Origin of the sequence: Ramlibacter sp., assembly GCF_041916345.1 — a bacterium.
GTDB lineage: Bacteria > Pseudomonadota > Gammaproteobacteria > Burkholderiales > Burkholderiaceae_C > Ramlibacter.
Genome location: NZ_JAYRZR010000100.1, coordinates 1 through 13258 on the forward strand (window position 1 = coordinate 1; position 13258 = coordinate 13258).

Below are 13258 nucleotides of genomic sequence, written 5' to 3' on the forward strand. Positions count from 1 at the left end.
TTTCAATGGAGAAAGGCCTGCCGGCGATCCCCGCGAAGCGCTACTTCACCATCGGTGAGGTGAGCGAGCTTTGTGGCGTCAAGCCGCACGTGCTACGGTATTGGGAGCAGGAGTTCACGCAACTGCGACCCATGAAGCGGCGCGGCAACCGGCGCTACTACCAGCACCACGAGGTGCTGATGATCCGCCGCATCCGCGACCTGCTGTACGACCAGGGCTTCACCATCAGCGGCGCGCGCAACAAGCTGCAGGAGATCGTGCAGGTCGAGCGCGACAAGCGCCGCGCGGGTGAGGTGATGCTCGAAGGCGTGGAGGTGATCGAGGTCGACGATGCACCCATCGGCCCCATCGAGGACGCCCCGCCGGAGGAGCGCGAACTCATGACGCAACGGCTGCGCGACCTGCGGCGTGAGCTGTTCGAGATCCGCGACCTGCTGTCCACCGTGCATTGATCGGGATCGCGCCCAGGCGGCCCTTCAACCTGTGCCATAATCGATGGCTCGGCGTGTAGCGCAGCCTGGTAGCGCACTTGCATGGGGTGCAAGGGGTCGCGAGTTCGAATCCCGCCACGCCGACCAACACTTCACAAGCCGGCAGGATCCCTGGGTCCTGCCGGCTTCGTCGTTTGGAAGCTCCGCGCATACAATGCCCGGCAGGGAAGACTCCAACAATCACCTGGGGACATCGAATCCACCGTGCCGACCGTCGTTTTCGCTGACCTTGTCGGAAGCACCGGCATCTTCGAGCGGCTCGGCGACGAGACCGCCGGACGCTTCGTCACCCAGCTGACCACGGCGCTCTCGAAGACCTGCGAGCAGCACAGCGGCCGCGTCGTCAAGCTGCTGGGTGACGGCCTCTTCGTCGTCTTCGCGCGCGAGTCCGATGCCATCGACGCGTGCGTGGCCATCCAGCGCCGGCTGGTCGAGCGGCCGGTCGTCCCCGGCGGCCTGGGCAACCCGGTGCAGATGCAGATGGGCGTCGAGTCCGGCGAGGTGGTCGAGATCGAAGGCGACTGCTACGGCGACGCCGTCAACAGCGCCGCCCGCCTGGCCGACCTTGCCGGCGCTGACCAGATCCTGGCGACCCAGCGCGTGCGCGATGCGCTGACGCCCGCGCAGCAGGAGCCTTTCCGCAGCATCGGCCCCATGTACCTGCGTGGCAAGACCGAAGCCACCGAGGTCTACCGCGTCGAATGGCAGCCGGAACGCGACGCCGACGCCACGGTGATGGGCGTCTCCATGTTCAAGGCGCCCTCCCAGCAGGGCTGGCTGGAGATCAGCGCCTACGGGCAGACCCTGAAGATCGAGCCGCGGGGCGAACGCCTCACGCTGGGCCGCTCCACCACCGCGAACCTCGCGGTGAATGATTCCCGCGTGTCGCGCATCCATGCCACGGTCGAGTGGCGCGGCGGCCACTACGTCCTTGGCGACGTGTCGAGCTTCGGCACCTGGGTCTACATGGGCAACCAGTCCGAGCCGGTCGTGCTCCGCCGGACCGAGTGCTACCTGGTGGGCAGCGGGGTCATCGCCCTGGGCTGCGACCGCAATGCCGAGGCGGCGCCGCTGGTGACCTTCACGGTCAAGGCCTGAGGCCGCGGCGCATGGCGCTGGAGCTCCGCATCATCGGCCCCGGGGTGGAGGTGAGCCGCCGGCTCGATCCGGGCGGACCGGCCCTGATCGTGGGGCGTGACAGCGACTGCTCGGTGTGCCTGCCCGACCCTGACCGCAATGTCTCGCGCCGTCACCTGAGCCTGTGGAACGAGGGCGACGAACTGCACTTCCATGTGCTCTCGGTGGTCAATGGCGTCGACCTGGCCGATGGTGAGCGGCCGCCCGGCACGCGCGGCGTGCTGCAGCCCTGGGAGGTGATGAAGCTCGCGGCCTACCGGCTCACGGCCGTCCCCATGACAGGCGATACGGTCCCGGTCGACGATGCCTGGGACGAGCTGGACCGCCAGGCCACGCGGCCGGCGGACGACGCGCTGGACACCGTGGCCGCGCCGATGGAAGACGACGACCCGTTCGGGGACTGGGGCTTCGAGACCACCTTCGGCCCGGGCGCACCCGGGGGCAGCCTGCGCGCGGATGCGCTGCAGCCCGCCAGCGACCTGCGCGCCTTCCTGGCCGGGCTGGGGCTGGAGCAGGGCGCCCAGGTGCCGCTCACGCACGGCGAGCTGGAGACCATCGGCCGCATTGCCCGCATCGCGGTGCAGGCTCTGCTGCAGGCGCATCGCGCGGTCGAGGACGCGCGCGGCCGCCAGCCGGGCGACGATTCGCTCAGCCTCGGCCGGGGCGATGCCAATCCCCTGCGGCTCGATTCGCCGATCGAAGTCCGCCTGCGCTACCTGTTCGGCGGGCAGCCCCCTGCCAAGGGCTTTGCCCCGCCGGATCGCGCGCTCGCCGAAATCGCCGCGGAACTGCTGGCTCACCTGCAGGCCGCCCCCGAGGCGACCCGCCGGGCCATCGAAGGCACGCTGAACGAGTTCGACCCCGAGGCCCTGAAGGCACGCCTGCTGGGCAGTGGCCCGCGGCTGTTCGAGTCCGCTCGTGCGTGGGATGCCTTCTCCAAGGACTACCAGGCACGCCACTTCGACCAGAACGGCTGGGTGCGTGAACTGCTCGACCGGCACTTCCGCGATGCCTACGCACGCGCCTTCGCGCGGGCCAAACGTGAGGGAAATTCACGCCGCCGCTGAGGCGTGGCGGCGCGCCACTGGCCGGCCGGGCCAGGGTGGAGGCTAGAATGAGAATCCTCCTCTCACCCACGGCAAACCCAACGTGAGTCTCAAAAAGCTGGGCCGCTACGAGCTGATCCGGGTTCTGGGCAAGGGCGCCATGGGCATCGTCTACGAGGGGCGCGACCCGAACCTCGATCGCCGCGTCGCCATCAAGACCGTCAAGGTCGAGAACCTCTCCGAGGAAGCAGCCGCCGAATACGAGCACCGGTTCCGCACCGAGGCGCGTTCCGCCGCGCGGCTGCAGCACCCCAACATCGTCAGCGTCTACGACTCCGACCGCGACGGCGACATCGCCTTCCTGGTGATGGAGTACATCCAGGGCGACGACCTCAAGCACTACATCGACCGCGGCGTCCGCTACTCGCTCGAGCAGTCGCTGAAGATGATCCGCGACCTGCTGTCCGCGCTGGACTATGCGCACAAGCAGGGCATCGTGCACCGGGACATCAAGCCCGCCAACCTGCTGATCGAGCCGGGCGGCCGCGTCAAGCTCACCGACTTCGGCGTGGCCCGCATCCAGGATTCGGGCGAGGCCACGCGCACCCAGGGCAGCATGGTCGGCACGCTGAAGTACATGGCGCCCGAGCAGGTGCAGGGCCAGAAGATCGACTCGCGCGCCGACCTGTTCTCGGTCGGCGTGGTGCTGTACCAGCTGCTGACGGACAAGCGTCCGTTCGATGGCGACAACGACTTCTCCATCATCCACCAGATCATCGGCCACTCGCCGGCGCCGCCCAGCAGCATCAATCCGCGCCTGCCGACCGCACTGGACGCCGTGGTGGCCCGCGCCCTCGCCAAGGACCGCGAGCAGCGCTTCGCCACCGCGCGCGATTTCGCGGTGGCGCTGCAGGCGGCCATCCGCCGGGCGGAAGACCAGACGGTGGTGCCGCCGGCCGATCCGCTGAAGAAGGTCGAGCCCGCGGGGACCGGCTCCCGCAGTGGCCGCGCCGCCACCGGCCAGGCCACCACACCGGGCGGCATGACGAACACCAACACCGGCACGGTGAGCGCCGTCACGCAGGAACTGGAGCTCGTCTACTGGAAGGACGTCAAGGATTCGACCGATCCGGAGGAGCTGCAGGGCTTCCTGGAGAAGTTCCCGGCTGGCATCTATGCCGATCTCGCGCGGCGTCGCCTGCGCAAGCTCACCGGGGGCACCGGGGGTGACCTCACCCAGGGGGGTGGCACCAGCCTGGGCCTGCCCGGCTCGGCACTGGCCCACGACCCCGACCTGGAGGCCACCCGCCTCCCGACGGAGACGTCACGTCCGGCCACGATGCCGGGCTCGCCGACGCTGCCTGGCACCCTGGCGGGTCAGGCCGCCCAGGTGCCCGCCGAGCCGACCCCGGTGGCCGGTTATCCGGGCGGCGAAGACGCCACGCGCACGCTGGTCGAGCCGCGTGTGTCGGATGACGCCCCGACGGTCGTCTTCGCACGGCCGGGGCCCATCGGTTCCGAGGACGTGACAGTCGTGCAGCCGTACTCCGCCGGTGCACCTGCCGCCGGTGCACCGGCCGCCGACAGCACCGTGGCGGCCGCGCTGGTCGCGCCCGCCGCTGGCGACGGGGCGGGGGTGGCACCCGTCGCGGGCGCTGGCGTGGAGCCGGCTGCCGATGCCGCCGAACCTTCCGTGACCATCCCGCGTGGCGCGGCCCTGGCCGCGGCGGGCGCCGCTGATGCGTCCGGCCCGCCACCGACCGAACCCCCGGCCCCATCTGCGCCTCGGCCGGAACCGGCACGTGCGCCCGCCGCCGAGAGCCCGGCACCCGCAGCGCCGCGGCGCGCCGAGGCCACGACGCCAGCGCCTGCAGCCCCCCGCAAGGCGCCCATGGGTCTCATCCTGGGCGTGGGCGCGGTGGTGGTCGCTGTCGCTGGCTGGCTGATGTTCCGCGGCGGTTCCGGCACGCCCGAGGTGCCGTCACCGATGGGCGCTGCCTCCGCGCCGCTGGGGGCTGCCTCCGCCTCAGACGCGCCTGGCGTGGCCGCATCGGCCGTGGCGCCCGTCGCGGCCAGCAGTGCGTCTGCTGCACTGGGCGCGGCATCGGTCGCGTCGGCACCGCGTGCCGTGGCCAGCGTGCCGCGCCGGCCAGCGAGCCGGGTGCAGCGGCCTGTTGCGCCGGTCGTCGAGCCGGCACCGGTGTTCGTGCCCGCCCCGGTGGCCCCGGCTCCACCGCCGCCACCGCCCCCAGTGGCCAGGCCCGCACCCGCGCCGGCAGCGCCCGCGTCGCATCCGGTGGACCAGTGTCGTGACCGCGTGTTCCTCTCCAAGGAGTTGTGCCTCGCCGAACATTGCGACAAGCCCGGTGCACGCAATCACCCGCTGTGCGTACAGCGCCGCGAGGACATCCGCCTGCGTGAGGAAAGCAAGGTCCGGCAGGGCCCGCAATAGGCGCGTCCGGGCGTGAGCCGGCGGCGCCGCTGCGCGCGCGGCGGGCTCAGACGATGACGACGTTGTGCACGCTGAAGCGGCCTGCGGCGCGGTCTGCGAAGTACAGTTCCAGTGTCTCGCGCACAGTGCGGAAGGCGATCTCCTCCCAGGGGATCTCTTCCTGGCTGAACAGGCGCGCCTCGATGGTCTCGTGCCCGGGGTCGAACACGTCGCTCTGCAGGCGGGCCCGGTAGTACAGGTGCACCTGGCCCACGCGCGGCACGCTCATCACGGTGAGCAGGCCTTCCATCTCAATCTTCGCGCCGGCTTCCTCGTCGGTCTCGCGAGCGGCCCCCTGCTCGGTGGTCTCGCCCAGTTCCATGAAGCCGGCTGGCAGCGTCCACTTGCCCCAGCGCGGCTCGATGTTGCGCTTGCACAGCAGCACCTTGTCGCCCCAGTAGGGCACGGTACCCACCACGTTCAGCGGATTCTCGTAGTGGATGGTGTCGCAGGCCGGGCAGACCGCGCGTTCGCGCGTGTCCCCGTCGTCGGGCACGCGGTAGGTGACGGCCGAGCCGCAGTTGCGGCAGTGCTTGATGGGGCTGCGGAACACGTGTGGGGCTCGCTGGAAGACGAAGGGGGCTCCTGGCGGAGCCCCCTGGACACCCAGGCCGGCCGCGAGGGCCGGGCCAGGCTGGGACCGCTGGAAGTTTAAGCCTTCTTCGCTGGCGCCGGCGCGGCCTTGCCGTGCTTCTCGATCAGGGCGCGTGCCGTTTCCAGCAGCTTCTTGCCGTCATGCCCGCGCTTGTTCATGTCTTCCATCCACTCCACTTCCACGAGGCGGGCCTTGCGCTTGAACTCCTGCGCGTCGGCGGGGGGAATGGTGTAGATGGTGTTCTTGCGGTCCTCGGCAGACTTGCGGCCCACCGGGTCGTTGCCCTGCTGGGTCTTGCCGAGCCAGGCCGAGGTGGCCATGCCCGAGTGGTCGTCGATGATCTTCTTGAGATCCGGCGCGAGCGAAGCGTACTTGTTGCGGTTCATCGCCATCACGAAGGTGGTGGTGTAGAGCGCACCGCCCGCGGGGTCGAACTCGCTGTGGTACTTCGTCAGCTCATGCACCTTCACCGAAGGCACCACTTCCCAGGGGATCACGCAGCCATCGATCACGCCCTTGGACAGCGCGTCGGGGATCTGCGGCAGCGGCATGCCCACCGGCGTGGCACCCACGTAGCCCAGCATCTTGGTGATCTGCCGGGTGGGGCCACGCAGCTTCATGCCCTTGAGGTCATCGGCCTTGCGGATCTGCTTGTCCTTGGTGTGGAACATGCCCGGGCCGTGCACGTGCAGCGCGATCACCTGCGTGTCCTTGAACTCATCGGTCGCCACCGTCTGCACGTACTCCCAGTAGGCCTTGGAGGTCGCCTCGGCGTTGTTCATCATGAACGGCAACTCGAACACCTCGATGCGCGGGAAGCGGCCGGCCGTGTTGCCTGGCAGCGTCCAGACGATGTCGACCACGCCATCACGGGCCTGGTCGTACAGCTGCACCGGCGTGCCGCCCAGCTGCATGGCCGGGTAGCCCTCGAACTTGATGCGTCCGCCGGAGGCCTTCTCGACCTGCTCCATCCAGGGCTTGTGCATGGTCAGCCACACATTCGACTGCGGCGCCATGAAGGTATGGAACTTCAGCGTCACGGCCTGCTGGGCAAGGCCACTCAGGCCGGGCGCGCCCAGCGCGACGGCGGCGGAAGACTTCAGGAGGGTACGGCGTTGGATCATGTAGGGAACTCCGAGGTAAGCACGGAAGGTACTGCAGCGGGATGGCCAGAAGGTTCGGGGCTTTCCCTCAAGCGGCGACGATCTTCACCGTGAGCGGGGTGAGTCCCGTCACGCCGCCGGCGAGCGTGTCGCCGGGCACCACGGCGGCCACGCCCTCGGGGGTGCCGGTGTAGATGAGATCGCCGGGCTGCAGTTCCCAGGCGGCCGAGAGGTGCTCGATCGTCTCGGCGATGTTCCAGATCAGCTTGCTCACGTTGCTGCGCTGGCGGTCGGTGCCGTTGACCTGCAGCCAGATCTCGGCGTTCGCGACGTCGCCCGCCTCGGCGGCCGGCGTGATGGGGCCGATGGGCGCGGAGTGGTCGAAGGCCTTGCCGATGCACCAGGGGCGGCCCTGCTTCTTCATCTCGTTCTGCAGGTCGCGGCGCGTCATGTCCAGGCCCACGGCATAGCCGAACACATGGGACAGCGCGTCGGCGGCCTTGATGTTGCGCCCGCCGGTGCCGATGGCCGCCACCAGCTCGATCTCATGGTGGTAGTTGCTGGTGAGGCTGGGGTAGCGGGCGGTGCCGGTCTGCCCGGCGTCCACCACCACCAGGCCATCGGCCGGCTTCAGGAAGAAGAAGGGCGGTTCGCGGCCGGTGAAGCCCATCTCCTGCGCATGCTCCACGTAGTTGCGGCCCACGCAGTAGATGCGGTGCACCGGGAAGCGCTCGGCGCGGCCCACGACGGGCACGCTCACGGTCGCGGGCGGGGGAAACACGTAGCTCATGACAACCTTTCTTCTCGGTGGATGCCCAGCGCCTGGTGCACGGGGCGGTCGGAGTAACTGAAGAGGACGCAGCCTGCGGACGAGGCCAGCCGGGCAGTGTGCCACGAGGGCACGACGAAATGGTCGCGCGGGCCGAAGGCGTAGCGCCAGGTCTTCTCGCCGGATTCGATGACGACCACGCCCTGGCCCTCGACCACGCTGTAGACGGCGCCATCGGTCTGCCGCCACCCGCGGCCATTGAAGCCGGCCGGCAGGCGCTGCATGAAGGTGCCGATGGTGGGCATGGTCCAGCCGCCGGTGAGCGGGTTCACGTAGCGCAGCTTGTGGCCATCCCAGGGATCGGGTGCCTCGCTGCGTTCGAGCTGCGCCAGCGCCTCGCGGCTGCGCTCGTACGGGTAGCTGAAGATCGGCGAGGTCGCGCCGAATGGCGGCTCGTGCCGCACGGGCACCATGTTGTGCCCATAACGCGCGAAGCTCGTGCCTTCCGCGCGGGTGACGCGCTGCGACTTGTCGGCGCTGTTCTCCGCGAAGCCGGCATCCAGGAAGCGGATCATCGGGATGTCCAGCCCGTCGAGCCAGACCACCGGGCCATCGGCCTCACTGCCGTGGTCATGCCAGGTCCACGAGGGCGTGATGATGAAGTCGCCCGGCTGCATGGTGGTGCGCTCGCCGTCGACCGCCGTGTAGGCGCCGCGGCCCTCCACGATGAAGCGCAGCGCGCTTTGGGTGTGGCGGTGCGCGGGGGCCACCTCGCCGGGCAGGATGAGCTGCAGGCCCGCGTAGAGCGACTGCGTCACCGCCGACTGGCCGCGCAGGGCGGGGTTCTCCAGGATCAGCACGCGGCGCACCGCCTCCTCGGCGGTGATCACCTCGCCGGCGCGCATCAGGAACGGGCGGACCTCGTCGTACTTCCACAGTGCCGGCACGCAGGGCGTGGCCGGGCGCGGCGGCACCAGCGCATGCAGCACCTCCCAAAGCGGGGTGAGGTGCAGCGGACTCATGTCCGCGTAGAGCTGCTGGCGCAGCTGGGCGGTGGGCAGGGGGGCATTCATCGTCGTTCCTTCACCAGCTGCGGCCCAGGTAGGCGCCGTTCGTCTCCAGGATGGCCTGCAGGGCGGCCACGTCCACATCGCTCGCAGGCACGCCAGCGGCCAGGGCCAGATCGGCCGCGGTGCCCGCTGCCTGACCCATGACGAAGCAGGCCCCGGTCACACGGGCGGCCGACTGCGCCTCATGCGTCATCGAGGCACAGCGGCCAGCCACCCAGACGTTGTGCAGGCCCTGCGGCACGGTCATGCGGTACGGCAGCTGGTTGAAGCCGCGCGACTCGGGGATCTTCGGCCAGCGGAATTCCACGTCGCCCTTCAGGTGCAGCTCCAGTGGCCAGCCATTCACGCCGATCGTGTCCGCGAAGTCCGCGCAGTCCAGCACGTCGGCCTCGGTCAGCAGGTACAGGCCGCGCACGCGGCGCGTCTCGCGGATGCCGACCTGCGGCGCGATGTCCACGATGTAGCTGCGCTCGAAGCCCGGTACCTCGCGCAGGAAGCCGGCTACCTGCGCGATCTGCTGCCGGCCCAGCACCTCGGCCGCGCTCAGCTCCCGCGCGTCGGTGCCGTCCATGGCGTGGCCTTCCGCGTTGGCGAGCTGGGTGAGGTTCACGCGCCACTCGATGCCGCTTTTCTGCGGCCGCACGATGGGCGTCTTGCGCGGAAAGCGGTAGCGGCCCTCGGCCTCGGCCTGCAGCATCAGGCGCGGGATGACCTCCCAGGCCGAGCCGGCCCTTGCGGGGTCGATCCCGTTCAGGCGGAACATGGTGGACGGATAGAGCATGTGGCCTTCGCCGTCACCCTTGTCCCAGGGCGCACCGGCCCAGGCGGCCAGGTCGCCGTCGCCCGAGGCGTCGATGAAGGCGCGACCGCGCACGGCGCGCCGGCCCGACTTGGTCTCCATCAGCAGCGCCTGCACGTGCCCGGGTGCGCCCATCACCACGCCGGCGGCCCAGGCGTGGAACAGGATCTCCACGCCGGCGTCCAGCAGCAGGGCATCGGCCGCGATCTTGTAGGCGGCGGTGTCATAGGCCTGCGCGACGGTCTTGCCGAACAGCGCGTGCGGCGTGTTCAGCCCGCCCAGGTGGTCGATGCGCGCCAGCAGATCGGCCGCCACGCCATGCACCACCTGCCGGATCTCGCCATGCACGTTGGCATGCAGGCCGCAGAAGTTGGTGACGCCGGCGGCCGTGCCCATGCCGCCGAGAAAGCCGTAGCGCTCCACCAGCAGGGTGCGGCGGCCGGCGCGCGCCGCGGACACGGCCGCGGCCATGCCGGCCGGGCCGCCCCCCAGCACCACGACGTCGTACTCGCCGTGCACCGGCGTCTGCCGGGGCGGCTCGGTCAGGAAATCAGTCATCGATTTCGTAAGCGTACATACGGATCACCCGATGCGCAAGCGCCGCCCGACGCTACACTGCCCGGATGGCGAAGAGCTTCGACTTCCGGCATGCCCCCGGGCACCTGATCCGGCGCGCGCACCAGGTGGCGGTGGCGGCCTTCATGGACGAGACGGCCGGGCAGGACGTGACGCCGGTGCAGTTCGCGATCCTCAATGCACTGATCGAGCAGCCGGGTGAAGACCAGATCACGCTGGCGCGGCGCGTGGCCTTCGACGCCGCCACCTTCGGGTCGGTCATCGGCCGGCTGGAGGCGCGCGGCTGGGTGCGGCGCGAGCCGGATGGCACCGACCGCCGGCGCAAGCGGCTGTGGGTGACGGACGAGGGGGCCGAGGTGGCGCGGCTGATGAAGCGCGGCGTGAGCCGGGCCCAGACGCGCATCCTGTCGCCGCTGGACGAGGCCGAAGCGGCGCAACTCGTGCGCCTGCTGGAGAAGCTGGTGGCCGGCCACCAGGACGCGGCCAGAGCGCCTGAGCGGGCGGCCGCGCAGGCCGGGTCGCACTTCGTCACCAGGGTGAAGTGCTCCACCACCGGCGGCTGCGCGAAGAACGGGCCGACGATGGCGCGCCACTCGGCAAACAGCGGGCCCTGGCGGAACTTCACGGTGTGGTCTTCCAGCGTGTCCCAGAAGATCTGCAGCACGTAGCGCTCGGGCGACTCGATGCCCTTGTTGACCTTGAAGCCGCGCATGCCTTCGGCGCGCGAGATCACGGTGCGCAGCCCGCGGTCGATGGCCTCGTCGAAGGCCGCCTGCTGGCCAGGGGCGATGCGGATGTCGGCGAGTTCCAGGATCATGATGCGTTCCGTCGGGGTTCAGTGCTGCGAAGCCGGCAAGTCTACCGTCAGGCCCTCCAGCGCCTCGGCCAGCACGATCTGGCAGCTCAGCCGGCTGTTCGGCTGGCAGGGGGAGGCGGTGAACTCCAGCATCGCGCGCTCGTCCGCCTCCGGCGGCGGCAGTTGCGAGGCGAAGGGCTCGCGCACGTAGACATGGCAGGTGGCGCAGGTGAGCAGGCCGCCACAGTCGGCCTCGATGCCGGTGGCGTTGGCGCCCATGGCGGCCTGCATGAGGCTTTCGCCCGGGCGGGCGGTGACGGTCTGGGTGGCGCCGTCCGCGCCGACGAGATGACAGGTGATGGGCATTTTCAGCAGCAGGTTCAGAAACGGCCGAAATACTCGCGCCGGTGGAATTCGTCCTTGTCCTCGGCGGCATCGTAGCGCTGCTGCTCCGGCTGCTTCAGGCGCACGTAGTAGTCGATGAAGTCCGGGCCGAAGGCCTGGCGCAGCGCCTCGTCGGCCTTCAGGTGCTGCAGCGCCTCGCCCAGGGTGGTGGGCAGCAGCTCGCCGCCGCCGGCATAGGGCGCATCGGTGGCGGGCGGCGCACGCAGGCCGCGCTCGATGCCGTCCAGCCCGGCGTGGATCTGCGAGGCGAAGTACAGGTAGGGGTTGGCGGAGGGCTCGCCCACGCGGTTCTCGATGCGGGTGCCGTCATCGCCGCACTGGCCCACCACGCGCAGCATCGCGCCACGGTTGTCGCGTCCCCACAGCACGGCCTGTGGCGCCAGGGCATTGGGCCGGAAGCGGCCGAAGCCATTGACCGTGGGCGTGCAGAACACCGCCATGGCGCGTGCGTGCGCCAGCAGGCCGGCGAGGTACTGCTCGCCGACCGCCGACAAGGTGTGGGCCGCGTCGGTGGGCGCGCTGCCCGCTGCCGGCGTGTCTCGCCGGAAGACGTTGCGGCCGGTCTTCGCATCCACCAGCGACTGGTGCAGGTGCCAGCCGCTGGACATGATGTTCGGGAACGGCGGGCGGCACATGAAGGTGGCGTGGTAGCCCGCACGACGCAGCGCCATGCGCACGGCATTGCGGAACAGCACCATGTTGTCGGCCGCCGTGAGGGCATCGGTGGCGTCGAACACCGCCTCCACCTGGCTCGGGCCGAGCTCGACCTCCAGTGACAGCAGCGGCAGGCCCAGCGCCTGCGCGGTGCGCTGCACGATGCGCAGCGGCTCCTCGGCGAGGTCGTACCAGGCCTCGGTGAGCAGGTTGTAGCCCGGGTGGACCAGCCGCACCTGGGGCGCGGGTGGCGGCCACGCGGACTGCGCCGGGTCCAGCATGGGCTGATCGCCCTCCAGCCGGTAGATGTGGAACTCGACCTCCAGCCCGCAGCGCATGCCGAAGCCTGCCGCCTCCAGCCGCTGCAGCGCGCGCTGCAAGACGCGGCGCGTGTCCAGCTCCACCGGCTGGCCGTCCTGGAACCAAGGCTGGGCGCGCAGCCAGCCGGTGGCGGGCGTCCAGGGCAGCACGCGGAAGCTGGCCGGGTCCGCCAGCAGCATCACGTTGTTGGCGAAGCCGAAGCCGGGCAAGGTGGCGGTGCCGCCCGGCTCGAACACCTTGTAGGCGGTGCGGTCGGAGGTGTCCTTCAGCATCAGCGTGCTGACCAGGCCCACGCCCTCGCGCAGCGCCCGCTCGGCGGCCGAGGCCACCAGCGTCTTGCCGCGCAACACCCCATGTGGATCGCACCACGCGAAGCGCACCAGTTCCAGCCGCTCGGCCTCGATGCGCTGCGCGACCTGGCGCACCGCCTGCTCGCGCGCGGCATCCTGCAGGCCGCAGCGGGCCGCGAAGCTCGTCATGCGGCGGTCGCGCCGGCGGCCGCCGCGGCTTCACGCGGCTCGGCGGGCTGCCAGGGCGCGCCGGCGCGCTTGGCGGCCACGCGCTCCTGCCACCAGGTGGCCCAGGTGCCAGCCGGTGCGATGCCATCCACCGTGTCCGGCCCCTGCGCGGTGGCGGCGACTGCCGGATCCGCCACGCCAGGGGCGATGCCGCCGCCCTGCACGGTCTCGATGGCCTTCAGCAGCAGGCGCCGGTTGGCCATGATCACCTTGTCGCTGGTGCCCAGGTGCTCGCGCGTGCGGTCCTGGATGGGGCCCATGCTTTCCACCGCCCACTGGTCGTGCACGTTGATGTCTTCCTCGCCCATGCCCAGGTAGGTGGTGCTGCGCTGCTCGTCGGCGTTGAAGCCCCAGTTGTTGTGGCGGCCGGCCTTGGGGATGTAGTCGGGCAGGCTGATGAACTGCTGCCGCTGCTGGCGCATGGCCTCCTTGTCCACCGGGCCGGCGAAGCTGGTGAACACCGAGTACCAGTAGGTGCGCTCGTCAT

11 protein-coding genes, 1 tRNA gene and 3 pseudogenes are annotated in these 13258 nt (G+C 70.4%); 6 read left to right on the forward strand and 9 right to left on the reverse strand.

Going from position 1 to position 13258, the window contains the following annotated elements; all coding sequences use genetic code 11:
* The first annotated feature begins 5 nt into the window (after positions 1–5).
* The 5 genes from ACE3T5_RS18605 to ACE3T5_RS18625 all read left to right on the forward strand — a co-directional run bounded on the left by ACE3T5_RS18605 (position 6) and on the right by ACE3T5_RS18625 (position 5126).
* Complete coding sequence (locus ACE3T5_RS18605) at positions 6–452, forward strand: MerR family transcriptional regulator (RefSeq protein ID WP_374669612.1); 447 nt, start codon at positions 6–8, stop codon at positions 450–452.
* 49 nt (positions 453–501) lie between these two features.
* Positions 502–578 (forward strand) — tRNA-Pro (locus tag ACE3T5_RS18610).
* Between the two features lie 117 nt (positions 579–695).
* On the forward strand, positions 696–1589 hold the full coding sequence (locus ACE3T5_RS18615; RefSeq protein WP_374669602.1) for an adenylate/guanylate cyclase domain-containing protein: 894 nt from the start codon (positions 696–698) through the stop codon (positions 1587–1589).
* A gap of 11 nt (positions 1590–1600) precedes the next feature.
* Positions 1601–2695: a type VI secretion system-associated FHA domain protein gene (locus ACE3T5_RS18620; protein WP_374669603.1), complete on the forward strand. Its 1095-nt coding sequence runs from the start codon at positions 1601–1603 to the stop codon at positions 2693–2695.
* 82 nt (positions 2696–2777) lie between these two features.
* Positions 2778–5126, forward strand: coding sequence for a serine/threonine-protein kinase (locus ACE3T5_RS18625; protein WP_374669604.1), 2349 nt, complete (start codon positions 2778–2780; stop codon positions 5124–5126).
* 46 nt (positions 5127–5172) lie between these two features.
* On the opposite strand, the gene ACE3T5_RS18630 is transcribed toward ACE3T5_RS18625, so the two are convergent.
* From ACE3T5_RS18630 to ACE3T5_RS18650, 5 genes are all read right to left on the reverse strand, one after another.
* A complete protein-coding gene (locus ACE3T5_RS18630) occupies positions 5173–5718 on the reverse strand; it encodes an NUDIX hydrolase (protein WP_374669605.1) in 546 nt (181 codons plus the stop codon).
* Positions 5719–5816: 98 nt separating this feature from the next.
* Positions 5817–6884, reverse strand: a complete 1068-nt coding sequence (locus tag ACE3T5_RS18635) for a TRAP transporter substrate-binding protein (RefSeq protein ID WP_374669606.1) — start codon at positions 6882–6884, stop codon at positions 5817–5819.
* 67 nt (positions 6885–6951) lie between these two features.
* Positions 6952–7653 carry a fumarylacetoacetate hydrolase family protein gene (locus ACE3T5_RS18640; RefSeq protein WP_374669607.1) on the reverse strand — a complete coding sequence of 234 codons (702 nt, stop codon included), beginning with the start codon at positions 7651–7653 and terminating at the stop codon, positions 6952–6954.
* Positions 7650–8705 (reverse strand): gentisate 1,2-dioxygenase, encoded by a 1056-nt coding sequence (gene gtdA / locus ACE3T5_RS18645; RefSeq protein ID WP_374669608.1) that lies wholly within the window; start codon positions 8703–8705, stop codon positions 7650–7652. The genes ACE3T5_RS18640 and gtdA overlap by 4 nt, the downstream gene beginning before the upstream one ends.
* Positions 8706–8715: 10 nt before the next feature.
* Positions 8716–10059: an FAD-dependent oxidoreductase gene (locus ACE3T5_RS18650; protein ID WP_374669609.1), complete on the reverse strand. Its 1344-nt coding sequence runs from the start codon at positions 10057–10059 to the stop codon at positions 8716–8718.
* A gap of 143 nt (positions 10060–10202) precedes the next feature.
* On the opposite strand from ACE3T5_RS18650, the pseudogene ACE3T5_RS18655 reads away from it, so the two are divergent.
* Positions 10203–10367: pseudogene (locus ACE3T5_RS18655) on the forward strand (MarR family transcriptional regulator); the annotation flags it as partial.
* Between the two features lie 233 nt (positions 10368–10600).
* Here ACE3T5_RS18655 and ACE3T5_RS18660 read toward each other — a convergent pair.
* The 4 genes and pseudogenes from ACE3T5_RS18660 to ACE3T5_RS18675 all read right to left on the reverse strand — a co-directional run.
* Positions 10601–10894: pseudogene (locus ACE3T5_RS18660) on the reverse strand (antibiotic biosynthesis monooxygenase); the annotation flags it as partial.
* A gap of 18 nt (positions 10895–10912) precedes the next feature.
* Entirely contained in the window at positions 10913–11239 is a 327-nt protein-coding gene (locus tag ACE3T5_RS18665; RefSeq protein WP_374669610.1) for a 2Fe-2S iron-sulfur cluster-binding protein, read from the reverse strand.
* 14 nt (positions 11240–11253) lie between these two features.
* Positions 11254–12732 (reverse strand): glutamine synthetase family protein, encoded by a 1479-nt coding sequence (locus ACE3T5_RS18670; RefSeq protein WP_374669611.1) that lies wholly within the window; start codon positions 12730–12732, stop codon positions 11254–11256.
* Positions 12729–13258: pseudogene (locus tag ACE3T5_RS18675) on the reverse strand (aromatic ring-hydroxylating dioxygenase subunit alpha); the annotation flags it as partial. The pseudogene ACE3T5_RS18675 and the gene ACE3T5_RS18670, both read right to left, overlap by 4 nt.